The sequence below is a fragment of the Streptomyces venezuelae ATCC 10712 genome (assembly GCF_008639165.1).
GTDB lineage: Bacteria > Actinomycetota > Actinomycetes > Streptomycetales > Streptomycetaceae > Streptomyces > Streptomyces venezuelae.
On record NZ_CP029197.1, the window covers coordinates 3,690,079 to 3,707,539 of the forward strand.

21 protein-coding genes are annotated in these 17,461 nt (G+C 71.5%); 5 read left to right on the top strand and 16 right to left on the bottom strand.

From position 1 onward, the window contains the following. Positions 1–25: 25 nt before the first annotated feature. The 7 genes from DEJ43_RS16795 to DEJ43_RS16825 all read right to left on the bottom strand — a co-directional run bounded on the left by DEJ43_RS16795 (position 26) and on the right by DEJ43_RS16825 (position 6,575). Entirely contained in the window at positions 26–1,192 is a 1,167-nt protein-coding gene (locus tag DEJ43_RS16795; RefSeq protein WP_015034569.1) for a hypothetical protein, read from the bottom strand. Then, positions 1,189–1,989, bottom strand: a complete 801-nt coding sequence (locus DEJ43_RS16800; protein ID WP_167537138.1) for a SigE family RNA polymerase sigma factor — start codon at positions 1,987–1,989, stop codon at positions 1,189–1,191. Before DEJ43_RS16800 ends, DEJ43_RS16795 begins: the two co-directional genes overlap by 4 nt. A 262-nt stretch (positions 1,990–2,251) precedes the next feature. Beyond that, complete coding sequence (locus DEJ43_RS16805; protein WP_015034572.1) at positions 2,252–3,349, bottom strand: aspartate-semialdehyde dehydrogenase; 1,098 nt, start codon at positions 3,347–3,349, stop codon at positions 2,252–2,254. After that, positions 3,346–4,626 (bottom strand): aspartate kinase, encoded by a 1,281-nt coding sequence (locus tag DEJ43_RS16810; protein ID WP_015034573.1) that lies wholly within the window; start codon positions 4,624–4,626, stop codon positions 3,346–3,348. Before DEJ43_RS16810 ends, DEJ43_RS16805 begins: the two co-directional genes overlap by 4 nt. Before the next feature lie 214 nt (positions 4,627–4,840). After that, entirely contained in the window at positions 4,841–5,500 is a 660-nt protein-coding gene (locus DEJ43_RS16815; RefSeq protein WP_041662561.1) for a DUF5063 domain-containing protein, read from the bottom strand. Between the two features lie 35 nt (positions 5,501–5,535). Continuing rightward, the gene (gene recR, locus DEJ43_RS16820) at positions 5,536–6,135 is read right to left on the bottom strand and encodes a recombination mediator RecR (protein WP_041662562.1); all 600 of its coding nucleotides are present in this window, start codon (positions 6,133–6,135) and stop codon (positions 5,536–5,538) included. Between the two features lie 104 nt (positions 6,136–6,239). Beyond that, a complete protein-coding gene (locus DEJ43_RS16825) occupies positions 6,240–6,575 on the bottom strand; it encodes a YbaB/EbfC family nucleoid-associated protein (protein ID WP_015034576.1) in 336 nt (111 codons plus the stop codon). 268 nt (positions 6,576–6,843) lie between these two features. On the opposite strand from DEJ43_RS16825, the gene DEJ43_RS16830 reads away from it, so the two are divergent. After that, positions 6,844–7,548 (top strand): SLATT domain-containing protein, encoded by a 705-nt coding sequence (locus tag DEJ43_RS16830; RefSeq protein WP_202491381.1) that lies wholly within the window; start codon positions 6,844–6,846, stop codon positions 7,546–7,548. A gap of 46 nt (positions 7,549–7,594) precedes the next feature. Here the strand turns inward: DEJ43_RS16830 and DEJ43_RS16835 are convergent, their stop codons facing one another. From DEJ43_RS16835 to DEJ43_RS16845, 3 genes are all read right to left on the bottom strand, one after another. Then, a complete protein-coding gene (locus tag DEJ43_RS16835) occupies positions 7,595–8,245 on the bottom strand; it encodes a hypothetical protein (RefSeq protein WP_015034578.1) in 651 nt (216 codons plus the stop codon). Between the two features lie 17 nt (positions 8,246–8,262). Then, the gene (locus DEJ43_RS16840) at positions 8,263–9,060 is read right to left on the bottom strand and encodes a GntR family transcriptional regulator (RefSeq protein ID WP_015034579.1); all 798 of its coding nucleotides are present in this window, start codon (positions 9,058–9,060) and stop codon (positions 8,263–8,265) included. 77 nt (positions 9,061–9,137) lie between these two features. Then, complete coding sequence (locus DEJ43_RS16845; RefSeq protein WP_015034580.1) at positions 9,138–10,502, bottom strand: aspartate aminotransferase family protein; 1,365 nt, start codon at positions 10,500–10,502, stop codon at positions 9,138–9,140. A 166-nt stretch (positions 10,503–10,668) separates the two neighbouring features. Between DEJ43_RS16845 and DEJ43_RS16850 the strand changes: the two genes are divergently transcribed. Beyond that, positions 10,669–11,292 (top strand): DJ-1/PfpI family protein, encoded by a 624-nt coding sequence (locus tag DEJ43_RS16850; RefSeq protein ID WP_015034582.1) that lies wholly within the window; start codon positions 10,669–10,671, stop codon positions 11,290–11,292. Continuing rightward, positions 11,289–11,744 (top strand): MarR family winged helix-turn-helix transcriptional regulator, encoded by a 456-nt coding sequence (locus tag DEJ43_RS16855; RefSeq protein WP_015034583.1) that lies wholly within the window; start codon positions 11,289–11,291, stop codon positions 11,742–11,744. The genes DEJ43_RS16850 and DEJ43_RS16855 overlap by 4 nt, the downstream gene beginning before the upstream one ends. Positions 11,745–11,760: 16 nt before the next feature. Here DEJ43_RS16855 and DEJ43_RS16860 read toward each other — a convergent pair whose 3' ends face one another. The 3 genes from DEJ43_RS16860 to DEJ43_RS16870 all read right to left on the bottom strand — a co-directional run bounded on the left by DEJ43_RS16860 (position 11,761) and on the right by DEJ43_RS16870 (position 12,949). Beyond that, positions 11,761–12,204, bottom strand: coding sequence for a PIN domain-containing protein (locus DEJ43_RS16860; protein ID WP_015034584.1), 444 nt, complete (start codon positions 12,202–12,204; stop codon positions 11,761–11,763). After that, positions 12,201–12,467 (bottom strand): ribbon-helix-helix domain-containing protein, encoded by a 267-nt coding sequence (locus tag DEJ43_RS16865; RefSeq protein ID WP_015034585.1) that lies wholly within the window; start codon positions 12,465–12,467, stop codon positions 12,201–12,203. Before DEJ43_RS16865 ends, DEJ43_RS16860 begins: the two co-directional genes overlap by 4 nt. Before the next feature lie 65 nt (positions 12,468–12,532). Further along, the gene (locus DEJ43_RS16870) at positions 12,533–12,949 is read right to left on the bottom strand and encodes a hypothetical protein (protein ID WP_015034586.1); all 417 of its coding nucleotides are present in this window, start codon (positions 12,947–12,949) and stop codon (positions 12,533–12,535) included. A gap of 157 nt (positions 12,950–13,106) precedes the next feature. On the opposite strand from DEJ43_RS16870, the gene DEJ43_RS16875 reads away from it, so the two are divergent. Next, positions 13,107–13,943, top strand: a complete 837-nt coding sequence (locus DEJ43_RS16875) for a helix-turn-helix domain-containing protein (protein ID WP_015034587.1) — start codon at positions 13,107–13,109, stop codon at positions 13,941–13,943. After that, positions 13,940–14,173 (top strand): DUF397 domain-containing protein, encoded by a 234-nt coding sequence (locus tag DEJ43_RS16880; protein ID WP_015034588.1) that lies wholly within the window; start codon positions 13,940–13,942, stop codon positions 14,171–14,173. The genes DEJ43_RS16875 and DEJ43_RS16880 overlap by 4 nt, the downstream gene beginning before the upstream one ends. A 4-nt stretch (positions 14,174–14,177) precedes the next feature. Here DEJ43_RS16880 and DEJ43_RS16885 read toward each other — a convergent pair whose 3' ends face one another. The 3 genes from DEJ43_RS16885 to DEJ43_RS16895 form a co-directional block, all read right to left on the bottom strand. Continuing rightward, positions 14,178–15,092, bottom strand: coding sequence for a glycoside hydrolase family 19 protein (locus tag DEJ43_RS16885; RefSeq protein ID WP_015034589.1), 915 nt, complete (start codon positions 15,090–15,092; stop codon positions 14,178–14,180). A gap of 156 nt (positions 15,093–15,248) precedes the next feature. Further along, on the bottom strand, positions 15,249–16,199 hold the full coding sequence (locus tag DEJ43_RS16890) for an FG-GAP repeat domain-containing protein (RefSeq protein ID WP_015034590.1): 951 nt from the start codon (positions 16,197–16,199) through the stop codon (positions 15,249–15,251). A gap of 122 nt (positions 16,200–16,321) precedes the next feature. Further along, the gene (locus tag DEJ43_RS16895; RefSeq protein WP_015034591.1) at positions 16,322–17,263 is read right to left on the bottom strand and encodes an NADP-dependent oxidoreductase; all 942 of its coding nucleotides are present in this window, start codon (positions 17,261–17,263) and stop codon (positions 16,322–16,324) included. Between the last annotated feature and the right edge of the window lie 198 nt (positions 17,264–17,461).

A 17,461-nucleotide genomic window follows, 5' to 3' on the forward strand; every position in this document is an offset into this window, starting at 1 on the left:
GGCCGTGCCCGGCCGGGGCCCCCGTTCAGGAGCCGGCCAGGACTCCGGTGCGGTAGAGGGTGCCCGCGCAGGCGTTGGGGATGGTCGCCGAGGCCGACGGGCCGCCCGGCTCCGCGACGTGGCTGACCACGACGCTGCCGTCGGCAGTGCCGCCGTCCCTGCGCAGCAGCTGGGGTGCCGCGCCGGAGTCCGCGCCCGCTTCCGAGCCGCCCGGGACGGTGCCGCCGGTGCCCGTGGGGTCGGGGTTGCCCGTGCCGCCGGTCGGGGTCGGCGTCACCGGGGGCGTGGTCGGCGGGTCGCTCGTCGGGGTCGGCGTCGGGGTCGGGGTGGTCCCGGTGGTGGGGCAGGTGTCGCTCGGCACCCAGACGAACTTCACCTCGTAGGAGCCGTTCGGCTTCAGCACGAGCGCGGAGGACTCCTGCGAGGGGTCGGGGAGCCCGCTCCCGCCGTCGCCCGAGGTGTGCCGGATCACCGAGATCCGGGCCGGGTCGGCCGCGCCGCGGGCCTCGAAGCTGACGACCCCGCTGCCGTCCACGACGCAGTCGCGGCCGGAGACGTTGGCGATGCGGAAGGCGCCGTGCACCTTGCCCTCGCCGTCGGCGCCGCCGACGTGCGCGCCGCTGACGCCGAGCTGGCCGGCCTCGCACCGGGGTACGGAGCCGTCGCCGGCGCCCGCGGTCGCCCGGGGGCCGGTGCCGGAGATGCCGGGGCCGGGCCGCTGCGGCTTGCCCGCAGAGCCCTCGGCCGCGCCCTGGCTCGGGGCTCCGGTGTTCGCGGGGCCGTCGGGGCTCTGACCGCCTTCGATGCCGGTCTCGGTGCCGGTGCCGCCCTGGGCCTCCTCGCCGTGGCCGGCGTTCACCGGGTTGCCGGCGGCGGAGACACCGCCCGATGAGGCGACGTGCACGAAGGCGGGGACGGCGGTGCCGATGAGGACGGCCGCGGCGGCGGCGCCGACGACGGCCTGCCGCTTGCGGGCGCGCCGCGCGGGCACGGCGCGGCGCAGGTGCTCCAGGGAACCGTGGGAGGGTTCGAGACCGGAGACGGCGTTCTGGAAGAGGAGCCGCAGCGCGAGTTCGTCGTCGCCGTCGCCCTCGCCGGGGTTGGGCTCGATGTTCACCATGCGCTGTCCACTCAGGTCGTCACGTTCGTCTCGGGCGTCACCGTCGCCGTCCTTGCCGGGTGCCACGCTCATGACGTCGCTCCCATGGCGACGCGCAGCGCCGCGATGCCCCGCGAACCGTACGCCTTCACCGAGCCCAGGGATATGCCGAGCGCCTCGGCGACCTGGACCTCGGTCATGTCGGAGAAGTACCGCAGGGCGAGCACCTCGCGCTGGCGGCGCTGGAGTCCGCGCATCGCCTTGATGAGGTCCTCGCGCTCCAGCTGGTCGTACGCGCCCTCCTCGGCGCTTGCCATGTCCGGCATCGGCTTGGACAGCAGCTTGAGGCCGAGGATGCGGCGGCGCAGCGCGGACCGGGAGAGGTTCACGACGGTCTGGCGCAGGTAGGCGAGCGTCTTCTCGGGCTCGCGCACCCGCTTGCGGGCCGAGTGGACGCGGATGAACGCCTCCTGGACGACGTCCTCGCAGGAGGCCGTGTCGTCGAGGAGCAGGGCGGCGAGACCGAGCAGCGACCGGTAGTGGGCGCGGTAGGTCTCGGTCAGGTGGTCGACGGTGGTCCCGGCGGCCGTGGCGCCTTCGGCGCTCGTCCGGGGCGACGGGATGCCGTCGACGGCGCTCGCGCGCGATCCGGTGGGCACGGGGGCGATCACCGGCATGCCGCCGAGGCCGCGCGGTCGCCGGTAGGCGGCGACGGCGGGACCGCGGACGGTGCCGGCGGCCGGCCCGCGCGGGGGAACGACCGCTGATCCACGGACGGGGACGACCGCTGCCGCGCGTACGGGGACGACGCCGACGCTCCGCACGGGGAGCACCGCCGTGCCCGCGCCGCGGTGCGGAGCGATGGTCGCGATGTCGAGTACCTCTGCCACGCATGTTGGACACGCTTCCCCCCGGCAGGGTTGTACGCGTGCGTCACCCTTTTCGACGGTGAGTTGTTCGTCCTCATGCGTAACCGTTCTCCCCCGATGCCCCGCTTCACAGCGTGCTCCGCGCCACACTTGGTGAGTGCACGCTGAGACGCCCTCCACCCAACTACTGGTTGCAGTAAGGGGGAAGAGCATCGTCGACCACGGCATCACCGCAGTTCAAGAGGTATCTGACGCCTATTTGCTCACAGGTCGTTCACAGATCCTACAAAGTTGCGACAACCGATTCCGCGATCTGCAGCGCGTTGAGGGCCGCGCCCTTGCGGAGGTTGTCGGCGCAGACGAAGAAATCGAGCGCGCGCTCGTCGTCCATGGAGCGCCTGACCCGGCCGACCCAGGCGGGATCGGTGCCGACGACGTCGGCGGGGGTGGGGAAGTCGCCCGCGGCGGGATCGTCGTACAGCACGACGCCCGGTGAGGTGGCGAGGATCTCGTGTGCCCGGTCCAGCGGGACGGGGCGCTCGAAGCGGGCGTGCACGGAGACGGAGTGTCCGGTGACGACGGGCACGCGGACACAGGTGGCGGCGACCCGCAGGGCGGGCAGCGCGAGGATCCGCCGGGTCTCGTCCCGTACGCGCTCCTCCTCCGAGGAGGCCCCGTCGGCGCCGGGCGTGCCCGACCAGGGCAGGACGTTGAGCGCGAGGGGTCCGGGGAAGGGGCCGGTGTTCTCGCCGACGGCCCGGCGTACGTCTCCGGGGTGGGTGCCCAGGTCGTCGTGGCCGGCGACCAGGCCGAGCTGCGCGCGGAGCGCCTCGGCCCCGTCCTGGCCCGCGCCGGCTCCGCTGGCGGCCTGCTGGGCGGTGACGACCAGTTCGTCGAGGCCGAACTCGGCGTGCAGGGAGCCCACGGCGACGATCAGGGCGAGGGTGGTGCAGCCGGGGCTCGCGACGATGCCCCGGGGGCGTACGCGCGCGGCGTGGGCGTTGGTCTCGGGGACGACGAGGGGGACGTCGGGGTCCGCCCGGAAGGCGGCGGAGGTGTCGACGACGACGGCGCCCTTGGTGGCGGCGATCGGCGCCCAGCGGGCGGCGACCTCGTCCGGCACCAGGAAGAGCGCCACGTCGACGCCTTCCAGGGCCTCCTCGCTCAGCGCGAGGATCTCGCACTCCTCCCCGCGCACGGAGGCCGTGCGGCTCCCCCCGGCTCTCGTGGCGTCGAGAGCAGGGGGGAGGCCGGACGGGCGCGGGGAGGCGAGCAGGCGTATCTCGCCCCAGACGTCCGCGTGGTGCGTGAGCATCTGGAGCATCACCGAGCCGACGGCTCCGGTCGCACCGACGACCGCGAGCGTCGGCTTCGGCGTCATCGGCCGGTGCCTCCGTAGACGACGGCCTCGTCCGAGTCGCTGTCCAGGCCGAAGGCGCTGTGGACGGCGCGCACGGCCTCGTTGACGTCGTCGGCGCGGGTGACGACCGAGATGCGGATCTCGGAGGTGGAGATGAGCTCGATGTTCACGCCCGCGTCGGAGAGCGCGCGGAAGAAGTCCGCGGTGACGCCGGGGTTGGTCTTCATCCCGGCGCCGACCAGGGAGATCTTGCCGATCTGGTCGTCGTAGCGCAGCGAGTCGAAGCCGATCGCGGTCTTCGCCTTCTCCAGGGCGTCGATGGCCTTGCGGCCCTCGGCCTTGGGGAGGGTGAAGGAGATGTCCGTGAGGCCGGTGGACGCCGCGGACACGTTCTGCACGATCATGTCGATGTTGATCTCGGCGTCGGCGACGGCACGGAAGATGGCCGCGGCCTCGCCGGGCTTGTCAGGCACGCCGACGACGGTGATCTTCGCCTCCGAGGTGTCGTGGGCGACACCCGAGATGATGGCCTGCTCCACCTTCTGGTCCTTTGCGTCGGAGAGCGGTTCGTTGCTGACCCAGGTGCCCTGCAGTCCGGAGAAGGACGAGCGGACGTGGATCGGGATGTTGTATCGGCGTGCGTACTCGACGCACCGGTGCAGCAGCACCTTGGAGCCGGAGGCGGCGAGCTCCAGCATGTCCTCGAAGGAGATCCAGTCGATCTTCTTCGCCTTCTTCACCACGCGCGGGTCGGCCGTGAACACGCCGTCGACGTCGGTGTAGATCTCGCAGACCTCGGCGTCGAGGGCCGCGGCCAGCGCGACGGCCGTGGTGTCGGACCCGCCGCGGCCGAGCGTGGTGATGTCCTTCTTGTCCTGGCTGACGCCCTGGAACCCGGCGACGATGGCGATGTTGCCCTCGTCGAGGGCGGTGCGGATGCGGCCCGGCGTGACATCGATGATGCGCGCCTTGTTGTGGACCGAGTCGGTGATGACACCGGCCTGGCTGCCCGTGAAGGACTGGGCCTCGTGGCCCAGGTTTTTGATCGCCATGGCCAGCAGGGCCATGGAGATCCGCTCCCCCGCGGTCAGCAGCATGTCGAACTCACGCCCGGCAGGGATCGGGGATACCTGCTCGGCGAGATCGATCAGCTCGTCCGTCGTGTCGCCCATCGCGGAAACCACGACGACCACCTGGTGGCCGTTCTTCTTGGCGTCCACGATCCGCTTGGCGACGCGCTTGATGCCTTCGGCATCGGCAACGGAGGAGCCTCCGTACTTCTGCACGACAAGGCCCACGTGCGCTCCTCGCTCGGTGTGTGCCGCAGTCATTACTGCGGTCGGCTCAGTTTAACGAGCGGCCCGGAATCACCGACCGCATATCGCATCCTGAGATGTCCCGCTCAGGAAGTGATCACGTCGGAGTGACCCGGACCGCCCGTGGGGAACTGCCTGCCCGGGACTGCGGACGGCACGCGAGAAGGAGCCGAGGTGTGCGCGGGCTCACACCCCGCTACAGGCGCTCGCGCATGCCCAGGGGGGCGCCGATCTCCTCGGCCATCACGCGGCCCGCCTCCTCCGCGAGGTCGTCCTCGGTGAGGTCCTCGTCCGTGTCGAGGCCGTCGAGGGCCGCGAGGGGCTGGTCGAGGCGGACGTGGGCGACGAGGGACTGGAGGGCGCGGAGGGTGGCGGAGGCGGTGGGGCCCCAGTTGGAGAAGTACGAGAACTGCCACCACCACAGGGCTTCGCTGGTGCGGCCCGCGCGGTAGTGGGCCAGGCCGTGGCGGAGGTCGGCGACGATGTCGGCGAGGTTGTCGGAGATCCGGGCCGGGATCGGGGCCTTGCGCGGCTCGTAGGGGTCGAAGACCTCGGAGAAGACGTCGACCGGGTCGAGGAGTGCCGCGAACCTCTCGCGCAGGTCGTCCACGTCCGGCTCGGGGCCCGTGTCGGTCTCGTAGCGCTCGTCGGGGACGATGTCCTCGTGCGCGCCGAGCCGGCCGCCGGCCAGGAGCAGCTGCGAGATCTCCAGGAGCAGGAAGGGCACCGCGCTGTCCGGCTCGTCGCCCTTGGCGACCTCGGTGGTGGCGACGATGAAGCTCTCGATGGAGTCGGCGATCTGGACGGCGAAGTCGTCCGGGTTCTGGGTGATCGCGTGCAGCGTGGGGTCAGACATGGAGGAGCCTCCCTGAGAGCGCGCCGGCCCGGTCGTCATACATCTAGCAGCCTCCGTCCCTCGAAGGCACGGCCCAGGGTCACTTCGTCGGCGTACTCGAGGTCGCCGCCGACCGGGAGCCCGCTGGCGAGCCGGGTCACCTTCAGTCCCATGGGCTTGATCATCCGCGCCAGGTACGTCGCGGTGGCCTCGCCCTCCAGGTTCGGATCGGTCGCGAGGATCAGTTCGGTGACCGTGCCGTCGGCGAGCCGCGCGAGCAGTTCGCGGATGCGCAGGTCGTCCGGGCCGACGCCTTCGATGGGGCTGATCGCGCCGCCGAGGACGTGGTACCGCCCCCGGAACTCGCGGGTCCGCTCGATCGCGACGACGTCCTTGGGTTCCTCGACCACACAGATGACGGTCAGGTCGCGGCGCGGGTCGCGGCAGATGTTGCACTGCTCCTGCTGGGCGACGTTGCCGCAGACCGCGCAGAACCTGACCTTCTCCTTGACCTCCAGGAGGGCGTGCGCGAGACGGCGGACGTCCGTGGGCTCGGCCTGGAGGATGTGGAAGGCGATCCGCTGCGCGCTCTTGGGACCGACGCCGGGCAGCCTGCCCAGTTCGTCGATGAGGTCCTGAACCACGCCTTCGTACACGGAACGCCCTTCCAAGGGAGTGCTTGATTCTTACGGTAGTGGCTTAAAGCGAGGCTAAGAAGCCCACGGGAGGTGGGGGCCGGAAGCCCCCGCCCCGGAGCGGCTCAGAAGCCGAGGCCCGGCATGCCGCCCATGCCCTGGGCCAGCGGGCCGAGCTTGGCCTGCTGGAGCTGCTGGGCGTTGTCGTTGGCGGCCTGGACGGCGGCGACGATCAGGTCGGCCAGCGTCTCGGTGTCCTCGGGGTCGACCGCCTTGGGGTCGATGACCAGGCCGCGCAGCTCGCCGGAGCCGGTCACGGTCGCCTTGACCAGGCCGCCGCCCGCCTGTCCGTCGACCTCGGTCGCGGCCAGCTCCTGCTGGGCGCGGGCGAGGTCCTGCTGCATCTTCTGGGCCTGCTGGAGAAGCTGCTGCATGTTGGGCTGACCACCACCGGGAATCACGGTCACTCCTGAGGTTCGGTACGTCCGTATGTCGGTACGCCGAGCCTACGTGGTCCCTGCCCGCCCTGCCTCCATCACTCGTTCGAGTGAGAAACTGCGGGCTCCTCTACCTGATCAACACCCCCTTGTGGGCGGAAATCCCGGGATTCCGGGCCCGCCGCCCACCATTCGGCGGTAGGAAGGGCAGGCACCACGTGCACCGCACGTCACAGAAGGACACGAGCACTGAGCTGAACAGAGGAGTCCCCCGGTGAGCCAGCAGCCGGAGATGCAGCCACCGGGACCCCCCGGGGGAGACGTTCACCGCGATCTGACCGGTACGCCGTTCCCCCTGGGCGACTGGGGGGAGCCCGCGGAACGGCTCGACGAGCTGTACCGGTGGGTGGAGTCCAACGCCCTGCGGACCGCCGAGTGGTACCTCTCCGACCGCGTCTGGAAGCGCCGCTGCGCCCGGGTCCTGCGGCTCGGCACGGCCGTCGGGGTGATCGCGGGTGCCGCGCTGCCGCTGCTCGACCTGACGGGCGTGGCCGAGGGCACGGCAGGCTGGGGCTATCTCTCGCTGCTGCTCGGGGCCGCCTGCATGGCCTGCGACCGGTACTTCGGGCTGACGTCCGGCTGGATAAGGGACGTGGCGACGGCCCAGGCCGTGCAGCGGCGTCTTCAGGCCCTGCAGTTCGACTGGGCCTCGGAGAGCGTCCGGGAGGTCCTGGGACCCACGGAGGGCACCGCGAGCGAGGCCGCGGAGCGGTGTCTGGGTGTGCTGCGCCGTTTCTCGGAGGACGTGACGGAGCTCGTACGGGCGGAGACCGCGGACTGGATGGTCGAGTTCCGCTCGGGTCCGGCGCCGCTGGCGCTCCAGTCGGTGGGCGTGGTGCCCGCGCGGGCCGAGAGCTCCCATCCGTCGGGCCGTTTCCCGCTGCCGCCCGGCACCCGGCCGAACATGCCGCGTCAGCGGCCCCCGGAGGCCCGCTGACGCGGGCCTCCGGCGGAAGGGCCCCGGGGAAGCCCCGCGGACGTCGTCAGCTCAGGATGATCATCGAGCCCTGGGCCAGGCTCCGGGTCGCCGCGGCGTGCAGCCCGAGCCACACGTGCCGCTCGCGCGCGAAGGGGCCGCCGTCGAGCGGGGCCGGTACGGCCGGCTCCTCCAGGGACGTCGGCCGCTCCGGCGGTACGGGGGCGGCCGGCGGGTTCGCCGGGTCGATGCCGATCGAGGGCGCCACGTACTCCAGCTCGCGCAGCAGCCCGTACGAGGAGCCGAGCGGCCCGCCGCCCTCCAGGAGCTCGTCGCTGGCGAGCGGCACCGGGAAGTCGACCGGCACGTAGGCGCCGGCGTGGTCGTAGTGCCAGACGAGGTGCGACTGTTGGGCGGTCGCCTCGAACATCTCCAGGAGCTGTTCGTAGTCCCCGCCGAGCTCGCCGACCGGTTCGACCGGCAGTCCGCACATCTGGAGCAGGTAGGCGCGGCGCAGGAAGTGCAGGGCCTCGTAGTCGAAGCCGGCGATGGGGGCGACGTCTCCGGACAGACCCGGCATGTACGCGTAGACGGGCACCGTCGGCAGGCCGGAGGCGGTGAGCACGGCGTCGTACGCGGCGATCTCTTCGGCGAAGGGGTTGTCGGGGCTGTGGCACAGCACGTCGACGAGGGGGACCAGCCACAGGTCACAGGCCAAGGGAGGCTCGCTCTCCGTCAGTTGCGGGGGGTGCTCGCAGGGCGTTTTGCGGGGACGGCCAGGGTAGTCGGCGCCCCACGGGCACCGTCCACCCGCTGAGGAACTGCCCTCGGCGACCGGCCCTCAACCCGGTCCGCCCATTCCATCGCGTGCGCGTTGTACTCCCGGACGACCGCGACGGCCGCGTCGGCGTCCCCGCGCGTGATGGCGTCGACGAGCTCGACGTGTCCGCTCCACAGCCAGCCGAGCATGTCCCGTTCGGCGCGCAGGTAGGGCACGGAGAAGACCCAGGCCTGGACGCGGAGCCGGTGGAGGAAGTCGGCGATGTAGTCGTTGGCGGCGACCAGCCGGGCGAGTTCGCGCCAGTAGCGGATGTCGTAGCCGATGAGGACGTCGAGGTCTCCGGCGCGGGCCGCGCGGGCCGCCGCCTCGCCCCTGCGCCGGATCGAGACGAGCGCGACCCCGATCCCGAGGTCGGGTTCCGTGAGGGCGGAGCGGGGCGGGACCATGGCGGCGTCGCGGCGGAAGATGCCGTCGACGACGAGCCTGCGGGCTTCGACCATCCCCCGGTAGTCGTCGACGGAGTACTGGTGGACGCGGAAGCCGCGGTGCTGGTCGGAGTCGAGGAGGCCCTGGGCGCAGAGGTCGACGAGGGCTTCGCGGACGGGTGTGGCGGAGACGCCGTACTGCTCGGCGATCTGCTTGACGGTGAATTCCTCACCGGGCTGGAGACGGCCCGCGAGCACCTCGTCACGCAGCGCGTCCGCGATCTGCTGTCGCAAGGTGTTGCGGGTGACAGCTCCGCTCGCGGGCATGGGTGCGCCCCCTCCGTCCGGCTCCGGACACCCTAGTCCAGACGGAGGGGCGCCTCTCTGTGAGAAAGGCCGCGCGGTTACGCGGTGTGCTCGTCGGCCACCGTGAGGGCGGCGTCGAGGGCGGCGAGGCCTTCCTTGGCCTCGGCCTCGGTGACGTTGCAGGCGGGGACGGCGTGGGTGCGGTTCATGTTGACGAAGGGCCACAGGCCGTTCTTCTTCGCCGCGGCGCCGAAGGCGGCCATGGGTGCGTTGGCCTCGCCGGAGGCGTTGTACGGGACGAGCGGCTCGCGCGTCTCGCGGTTCTTGACCAGGTCGAGGGCCCAGAAGACGCCCATGCCGCGGACCTCGCCGACGGAGGGGTGGCGTTCGGCGAGCTCGCGCAGGCCGGGGCCGAGGACGGTCTCGCCGATGTGGGCGGCGTTCTCGACGACCTTCTCGTCCTCCATCACGTGGATGGTGGCGACGGCGGCGGCGCAGGCCAGCGGGTGACCGGAGTAGGTCAGGCCGCCCGGGTAGGGGCGCTTGTCGAAGGTCGCGGCGATCTTCTCGCTGATGGCGACGCCGCCGAGGGGCACGTAACCGGAGTTCACGCCCTTGGCGAAGGTCATCAGGTCGGGGACGACGTCGAAGTGTTCGGCGGCGAACCACTTGCCGGTGCGGCCGAAGCCCGCCATGACCTCGTCGAGGACGAAGACGATGCCGTACTTGTCGCAGATCTCGCGGACGCCGGCGAGGTAGCCGGGCGGCGGGGTCATGATGCCGGCGGTGCCGGGCACGGTCTCCAGGATGATCGCGGCGATCGTCGCGGGGCCCTCGAAGGCGATGGTGTCCTCGAGGTGCTGGAGCGCACGCGCGCACTCCTCCGCCTCGGTGGTGGCGTAGAAGGGCGAGCGGTAGAGGAACGGCGCCCAGAAGCGGACGACGCCGGCGGAGCCGTTGTCGGAGGCCCAGCGGCGCGGGTCGCCGGTCAGGTTGATCGCGGTGGAGGTGGCGCCGTGGTACGAGCGGTAGGCGGAGAGCACCTTCGTGCGGCCGGTGTGCAGCCGGGCCATGCGGACGGCGTTCTCGACGGCCTCGGCGCCGCCGTTGGTGAAGAAGATCTTGTCCAGGTCGCCGGGGGTGCGCTCGGCGATGAGGCGTGCGGCCTCGGAGCGGACGTCGATGGCGAAGGCGGGCGCGAAGGTGGTGAGCTTCGCGGCCTGCTCCTGGATGGCGGCGACCACGCGGGGGTGCTGGTAGCCGATGTTGGTGTAGACGAGACCGCTGGTGAAGTCCAGGTAGCGGTTTCCGTCGTAGTCCCAGAAGTACGAACCCTCGGCGCCGGCGACGGCGAGCGGGTCGATCAGGCCCTGGGCGGACCAGGAGTGGAACACGTGCGCGCGGTCGGCGGCCTTGACGGCGGCCCCGGCCTGGGGATCGGGTTCGATGACATGAGGGGTCATGGGTCCGAGGGTAAGGAACCGCAGGTGGGACGGGCCATGGCCATCTTGTCCACCGAGACCGGGGCGGACGCGACACCTTGCTCCGTCCCGCTTCGCGCCGGGGCGCGGCCTCGGAGGAAGCCACATCGTCATTGACAGCAAACTGTCATCATGACAGCCTTCTGTCATGGGAATCGAGAGCGACACCACGACCGTTCATCTCGCCGTCTACGACACCCTCGCCGACTGGGAGACGGGCCACGCCACGGCCTGGCTCGCCCGCGCCGGATTCACCGTCCGGACCGTCGGCCCGGTCGCCGGGGAGCCCGTCACCACCCTCGCGGGCATCCGGATCGTCCCCGACCTCGCGCTCGCCGACCTCCGGCCCGAGGACAGCGCCCTGCTGATCCTGCCGGGCGCCGAGAAGTACGACGAGGGCGACGAGCTCGCCCCCTTCACGGCCACGGCCCGGGCCTTCCTCGACGCCGGGGTGCCGGTCGCCGCGATCTGCGGCGCCACGGCGGGCCTGGCGAAGGAGGGCCTGCTCGACGACCGCCCGCACACCAGCGCCGTCTCGTTCTACCTGGCCGCCACCGGCTACCGGGGCGGCGAGCACTACGTCGACGCGGACGCGGTGACGGCCGAGGGCGAGGCCGGGACCGGTGCGCTGATCACGGCGGGCCCGACGGAGCCGGTCGCCTTCGCCCGCGAGGTGTTCGCCGCGCTCGGCGCGTACGAGGGCAGGCGGGACGCCTGGTACCGCCTCTTCCACGACTCGGACCCGGCGGCGTTCGCCGAGCTGAACGCATGAGCCGCGAGCAGCAGGACGCCCTGTCCCGTACGGCCCTGGGCGTCTTCCGTCTCAACGGCCAGTTCCTCGCCGTCTCGGAGAAACTGGCCGAACCGGCCGGCCTGACCGCCGCCTGGTGGCAGGTCCTCGGCGCCGTCCTTCCCGAGCCGCTCCCGGTCGCCGGGATCGCCCGGGTCATGGGCATCACCCGGCAGAGCGTCCAGCGGATCGCGGACCTGCTCGTCCGGGAGGGACTCGCGGTCTACGAGCCGAACCCGGCCCACCGCCGCGCCAAGCTCCTCGCCCCGACCGAGGCGGGCCGGGCCGCGATCGCCCGCATCGAACCGGGCCACGCGGAGCTGGCCGCCGCACTCGTGCGGGAACTGGGCGGCCAGGAGGCCTTCGACGAGACGGTACGGGTCCTGGAGCGGCTGTCGGCGGCCCTTGAGGCCGTCGAGGGCGGTCCCCGGTAGACCGGTCGGCCCGCACTCAGAGCGGAAGGTCGTCGGGCAGTACCCGGAACGCCTTGTGCCGCCCGAGGGGGCGGACAGCACGGAAGTCGCGACGGTCGAGCGTGAGAATCGCGTCCGTGTCGTACTCGGCAGCCAGAGCGACGTTGACGGCATCAGTCAGGTCGAGGTCGAGCGCCGCGTAGCGCAGCCGGATCATCTGGGCGGCGCCCAGATGATCCTCGGTGATCTCCGGCATGGAAACCCGCCCCCGGCGCATCCAGTGCCGGATGTCGTCCACCGCGCTGAGCGCGGCTTCGCGGCCGAGCTCACGTGTGGCCACATGGTCGAGCTCGGCCAGGAGGAGCGGGGACATCACCAGCAGACCCGCGGCCTGGATCGCCTCGGTGGCGGCAGCGTTCTCGGGGTGGGTGGAATCAAGAGCGGCCAGCAGCCCGGAGGTGTCGGCCACGACGATGATCACGCAGCGGTCCCCGCCTCGTCGTCCGCCTCACGCCGGGCAGCGGCGGCCACGACGTCCCGGACCTCGGCCTTGGCCAGGGTCCGGCCGCGCCCCTCGAACGTGCGGGAGAACAAGGGCTCGTCCCAGACCCGGTTGGCCATGGCCGCGAGGTGGATGCCCTGCCGGATGATCTCGGCCTCGCTTATGCCGCGCCGCTTGGCGGCCTCTTTGATGATCGCCAGGTCCTCGGGGTCGGCGTACACGTTCGTGCGCTTCATCGACATGTACCAACCTTAGCCCATGTACCAGATTGATGTATGTAGCTGGCCTTGCGACCCTCGCGGGGTGGTCAGGACCCGCCGCTGAACAGCTCAGTCACGGCGCTCCGCAGGAGCAGCGGGTGGACGAAGCGGTCCGGCGACGTCGGGGGGAAGCGCCAGGACAGCGGCCAGGTCCTGCCCCGCAGCGCGGGCACGGGGACGTAGCTCACGTGGGCGGGCCCGCCGTTGAACCGGGTCACCCCGCGGGGCCACGCCTTCCGCGCCGTCGACCCCGGCGGCACGAGGAAGTAGACCCCGCGCCGCCCGTTCGCCTCGATCACGACGGGCCCCGGGTCGCCCCCGGTGAGCGCCTCCATCAAGGAGGCGAGCCGTCGCCCCTCGTCGCCGTCCACCCGAACGGCGTCGAATTGCACCCCCGCCTTACGGAGTTGGAATCCGGAAACTGGAATCCAATCCACGTTTACTTCCCGATTCTCTTCATTCACGAGGACATGTTCCCGCGCCGGCGCTAGCGTTTTCCACGACTGTGGCGGGCGCGTCGGTAACCCCTCGACCTGCACCAACGCCCCTCGTGTGCAGTCGAATTCGGCGGGGAGCAGTTGAGACCGGTTGAGATCGGTTGAGTCCGAATGGGGAACGTGAATGGCGCGTGCGGAGAACAAGGAAACGGTCGGCCCTGCGGCCCGCATGGCTGCGGCGGTGGCCAAGAAAATGCGACTCAAGAAGGGCCTGACGCAGGACCAGCTGGGCGCCCAGATGGGCTTCACGGGCGCGGCGATCAGCGCGATGGAGCGGCTCATCCACCCGGTGAGCGACGAGATGCTCGTCCAGCTCGAACGCGTCCTGGGCGGCGGCACGGGCATCTTCGAGGAGATGCGGGAACTCGTCCGCCTGGAGAAGCTGCCGGAACAGTTCCGCGGCTACGCGCCGATCGAACAGAAGGCGGTGGCGCTGTGGCTGTACGCGAACCACGTGGTGCACGGGTTGTTCCAGACGGAGGCGTATGCGCGGGCGTTGATTGCGGGCGGGTACCCCGAGCCGACGCCGGAGCGGGTCGAGGAGCTGGTGGTCGGCCGGATGGCGCGGAAGGCGCTGTTCGACCGGAAGCAGGTGTGCGAGATCGAGCTGATCCTCGACGAGTCGGTGCTGAGGAGGCCGATCGGCGACGAGGAGGTCATGCGGGAGCAGTTGGGGCACTTGGCGGAGTGCGCGCGGAGGAGGAACGTGAACCTTCAGGTGCTGCCGCTGGATGCGGGGCTGGGGGGTGAGTACGTGGCCGACCGAGGGAACCTGACAGTCATCGAAACCACGGTCCACGACCACGTCACCTACCTCGAGATCCAGGGCGAGAGCCTGCTGATCACCGACCGGACGAAGGTCAGTGCGCACCGGCAGCGGTATGCGAAGATCCGGGCACAGGCCCTGGATCCGCGCAGGTCGCTGGGTCTCATCGAGGAGTTGGCGGGAGAACAAAGATGAGCGACACCCTGCACTGGTTCAAGTCCAGCTACAGCGACAGCGGCGGCGGGGAGTGCGTCGAGGTCGCCTTCGACTGGCACAAGTCCTCGTACAGCGACAGCGGCGGCGGCAACTGCGTCGAGGTGGCCACCTGCCCCCACGCCGTCCACCTCCGTGACTCCAAGCAGAGCGACGGGCCCACGTTCACCGTGGAGCCCGCCGCGTGGAGTGCTTTCGTCGCGTGGCAGTAGCCGACTAGCAGGACAGGTTCGACCCGGCGGGGACGCCCAGGATCTGGGTGAACTGCTGGTACTTGGTGACCCGGCTCTGGACCTGGGCCGGGTTGCCGCCGTTGCACTCCAGGCTGCCGTTGATCGCCCAGATGGTCTGGCCGAAGCCGGCGCCGTTGACCATGGCGTTGTGGGCGGTCATGGTGCCCGGGCCGTTCTGGGTGTTCCAGTACCAGAGGCCGGTCTGCATGGCGACGGCCGGGTCCTGCTCGACGCGCCAGGGGTTGTTCAGGAGGTCGATGCCGAGGGCGTCACCGGCGGCCTTGTAGTTGAAGTTCCAGGAGAGCTGGATCGGGCCGCGGCCGTAGTACGCGGCCTGGCCGGCGGGGCAGCCGTAGGGCTTCGACGCGTCGCAGTAGTGCGGGTAGTTGGCGGTGTTCTGCTCGACGATGTGGACGAGCCCGCCGGTCTCGTGGGAGACGTTCGCGAGGAAGGCCGCGGCCTCCTGCTTCTTCACCGTGTCGCTGCCGGTGGTGGCGAAGCCGGGGTACGACTTGAGGGCGGCGACCAGGCCCGCGTACGTGTAGAAGGGGTTCCGGCTCGGGAACATCTGGTTGAACTGGGCCTCGGAGACGACGAATCCGCCGGTCGGCGGCGGCGTGGTGGGCGGGGTGGTGCCCCCGCCGCCGCCGCAGACGCCCTGGTCGGCCCAGACGCCCCACTCGCCGGTCGTGCCGGGGGTCTCGTTCTGGGTCCACCACTTGGCCTGCCAGTTGTGGCCGTTGTGCGAGGCGGTCATGCCACCGGTGTAGACGCTGGAGGAGTTCCACGCCGCCGCGCAGGCGGCGGCCGCACCGGCGGAGGCGGTGGGGAGGAACAGGACGGCCAGGCCGACGACCGTACAGAGTGCGGCCAGTGAGGTGACCAGCTTGCGCAGCATGGGTGCTTCCTTCCGGGTGGGGCCGGGTCGGGGGAAGCACAGCGAAGCGCTATTGGTCTGGACCTGTCAAGGTCTAGACCAGAAGTTGTAACAGTGGCCCCGGCCCCCCGTGGAAGGGGGCCGGGGCCACTCGACACTCGCTCAAGCCGCCCGCGGCTAGAGCAGGTTGTAGATCTGGAAGCCGCTGCCGATCTTGACCGGCTTCTGGAAGACGTTCGTGGCGCTGCCCGTGCCGGAGTACCGGAGGAGGTCGCCGTTCGGCTTGCGCGCGATCAGGTCCGTCCTGCCGTCGGCGTCGAGGTCGCCGACCGAGAGGATGCGGTCGAAGACGTTCCAGCCGCCACCGATCTTCGTACGGCCCGCGAAGGGGGCCTTGTAGTCGCCGGTGCCCCGGTAGAGCCACAGACCGCCGGACCTGTCGCGGGCGACGACGTCGGGCTTGCCGTCACCGGTCAGGTCGCCCTGGCCTTCGAGCTGGTCGTACTGGTCCCAGCCGCCGCCGACCCGGGTGCGCGGGGTGAGCCGGCCCTCCGGGTAGGCGAGGTACGACCACAGGACACCGGCCTTGTCGACGCCGAGGAGGTCCGCTTCCTTGGCACCGCCGATGCTGCCGGGCGAGACGAGCATGCGGTACGTGTTCCAGCCGCCGCCGATCTCGTTCTGGTGGTACTGCAGGTCGTCCGAGATCCAGCTGAACGACAGGGTCCCGTTCTTGTTCCAGTACCAGGAGCCGTCGCTCCACCCGTCCTTGTCGTCGTCCACGGGGATCGTGTCGGCGAAGGCGTCGAATTCCACGTCGACCAGGTCGCGCGGGCCGAAGGCGCCCGCGCGGTTCGGGTGGTAGAGGTACAGCTTCTTCGTCTGCTTGTCGACGGCCGACATCGAGAAGCTGGGCGTCTCCACCGGGGCCTCCGCGGCGGCCGACGCGCTCGCGCGCTGCCCGCCCGGGGCCTGGCGGCCGGCCTCGGCCTCGGCGGTGGCGCGCGCCCGCTCGGCACCGGCCGGGTCGCCGGAGGCGAAGGCCGTGCCCGCGGTGGCGGTCAGGGCGACCGTGGCGGCGGTGGCGGCGAGTGCGCCGCGGAGTGTGCGCCTACGTCGGATGATCATGAAGGTTCCCCCCTGGGATCGCTCGACTCGACGGCGGCGCACGGTCGTGCGCCACCGTCGTCCAGCAGCCTCTCACGCGGCTCCGACACCGCTCGGGGCGGCCCAGGGGAAGCCCGGTCCCCTCAGATCAGGAGCACGATCCGGCCCGGCCGGTGCCCCGCCTCCGCCCGCCGGTGCGCCTCGGCCACCGCCTCGAGCGGCATGACGTCGGCCACCCGGGTGATCAGCTCGCGGGCCGCCACCTTCTCCAGGGTCTCCTTCAGCCGCGCGGCGTCCGGCGTGGCCCGCACGGGCTCGACGCGGATGCCCCGCTCGGCCGGCGGAATCCGGTCGGGCGCGATCGCGACGAAGACGCCGTCGTCCTTCAGCGCCGGGAGGATCCCCTGGCCCAGGAGCGCCCCGTCGAAGACCCCGTCCACCCGCTCCGGGGCCACCTCCGCCACCCGGGCGAGCACCTCCGCGGGCGTGCCGCGCGGCACGGCCTGCTCGGCGCCGAGGATCTTCAGCTCGCTCTCGTCGCCCTCATGGGCGACGGCCACCACCCGCAGCCCGGCCGCCGAGGCCAGCTGGACCGCCAGCCGGCCCACCACGGCGCTGGCACCGGTCACCAGCAGCGTCGAGCCCGCGGGGAGCGCGAGCCGGTCGAGGCCCGTCTGGGCGGTGGCGGAGGCGAGCGGGACGGACGCGGCCGCGGTGAACTCCACGTCGTCCGGGATCGGGGCCAGCCACTCGGGGGCGACCCGTACGACCTCGGCGTAGGTGCCCTCGCCGGTCAGCTCCTCGTACCAGGGGATGAAACCGGCCACCCGGGTGCCTTCCGCCATCCCGGGCACCGGGTCGAGCAGCCTGCCCGCGAAGTCCGTCCCCAGGACGAACGGGGGCGTGAGCGCGCCGACCGCGTCGGCGTAGTAACCGGCCCGGATGCGCAGGTCCGCCTGGTTCACACCGGCTGCCTTGAGCCGTACGCGCACCCGGCCGGGCACGTCCCCGGCCTCCGGCTCCGGCCGGCGGGCCATTCTGAGGACCTCGGGTCCGCCGTAGGCGGTCACTTCGACGACACGCATGGGGTACTCCTCAGACGGAAGGCCCCCTCGTGGCCATTACACCCACGCTCCCCGGCACCGGCAACCTCTGATGGCCCGGGTGATGGCGGCCCCGAGGTGCCGCTCCACCGGGGCGCCCACCGCAAACCGCTCGTCCTCCTCACCGGCGGGCCCCGAAGGGGCTGCGGATCTGTGGGGACGGCTGACGCACGGTCTGGC

Bases quoted from the DNA above. Each gene is read 5' to 3' on its own strand.
- DEJ43_RS16815 (WP_041662561.1), bottom strand. From the start codon at position 5,500: ATGTCTGACCCCACGCTGCACGCGATCACCCAGAACCCGGACGACTTC.
- DEJ43_RS16865 (WP_015034585.1), bottom strand. From the start codon at position 12,467: ATGTCGATGAAGCGCACGAACGTGTACGCCGACCCCGAGGACCTGGCG.
- DEJ43_RS16830 (WP_202491381.1), top strand. From the start codon at position 6,844: ATGCAGCCACCGGGACCCCCCGGGGGAGACGTTCACCGCGATCTGACC.
- DEJ43_RS16895 (WP_015034591.1), bottom strand. From the start codon at position 17,263: ATGCGTGTCGTCGAAGTGACCGCCTACGGCGGACCCGAGGTCCTCAGA.
- DEJ43_RS16795 (WP_015034569.1), bottom strand. From the start codon at position 1,192: ATGAGCGTGGCACCCGGCAAGGACGGCGACGGTGACGCCCGAGACGAA.
- DEJ43_RS16845 (WP_015034580.1), bottom strand. From the start codon at position 10,502: ATGACCCCTCATGTCATCGAACCCGATCCCCAGGCCGGGGCCGCCGTC.
- DEJ43_RS16885 (WP_015034589.1), bottom strand. From the start codon at position 15,092: ATGCTGCGCAAGCTGGTCACCTCACTGGCCGCACTCTGTACGGTCGTC.
- DEJ43_RS16840 (WP_015034579.1), bottom strand. From the start codon at position 9,060: ATGCCCGCGAGCGGAGCTGTCACCCGCAACACCTTGCGACAGCAGATC.
- DEJ43_RS16875 (WP_015034587.1), top strand. From the start codon at position 13,107: ATGGCGCGTGCGGAGAACAAGGAAACGGTCGGCCCTGCGGCCCGCATG.
- DEJ43_RS16880 (WP_015034588.1), top strand. From the start codon at position 13,940: ATGAGCGACACCCTGCACTGGTTCAAGTCCAGCTACAGCGACAGCGGC.
- DEJ43_RS16890 (WP_015034590.1), bottom strand. From the start codon at position 16,199: ATGATCATCCGACGTAGGCGCACACTCCGCGGCGCACTCGCCGCCACC.
- DEJ43_RS16805 (WP_015034572.1), bottom strand. From the start codon at position 3,349: ATGACGCCGAAGCCGACGCTCGCGGTCGTCGGTGCGACCGGAGCCGTC.
- DEJ43_RS16850 (WP_015034582.1), top strand. From the start codon at position 10,669: ATGGGAATCGAGAGCGACACCACGACCGTTCATCTCGCCGTCTACGAC.
- DEJ43_RS16855 (WP_015034583.1), top strand. From the start codon at position 11,289: ATGAGCCGCGAGCAGCAGGACGCCCTGTCCCGTACGGCCCTGGGCGTC.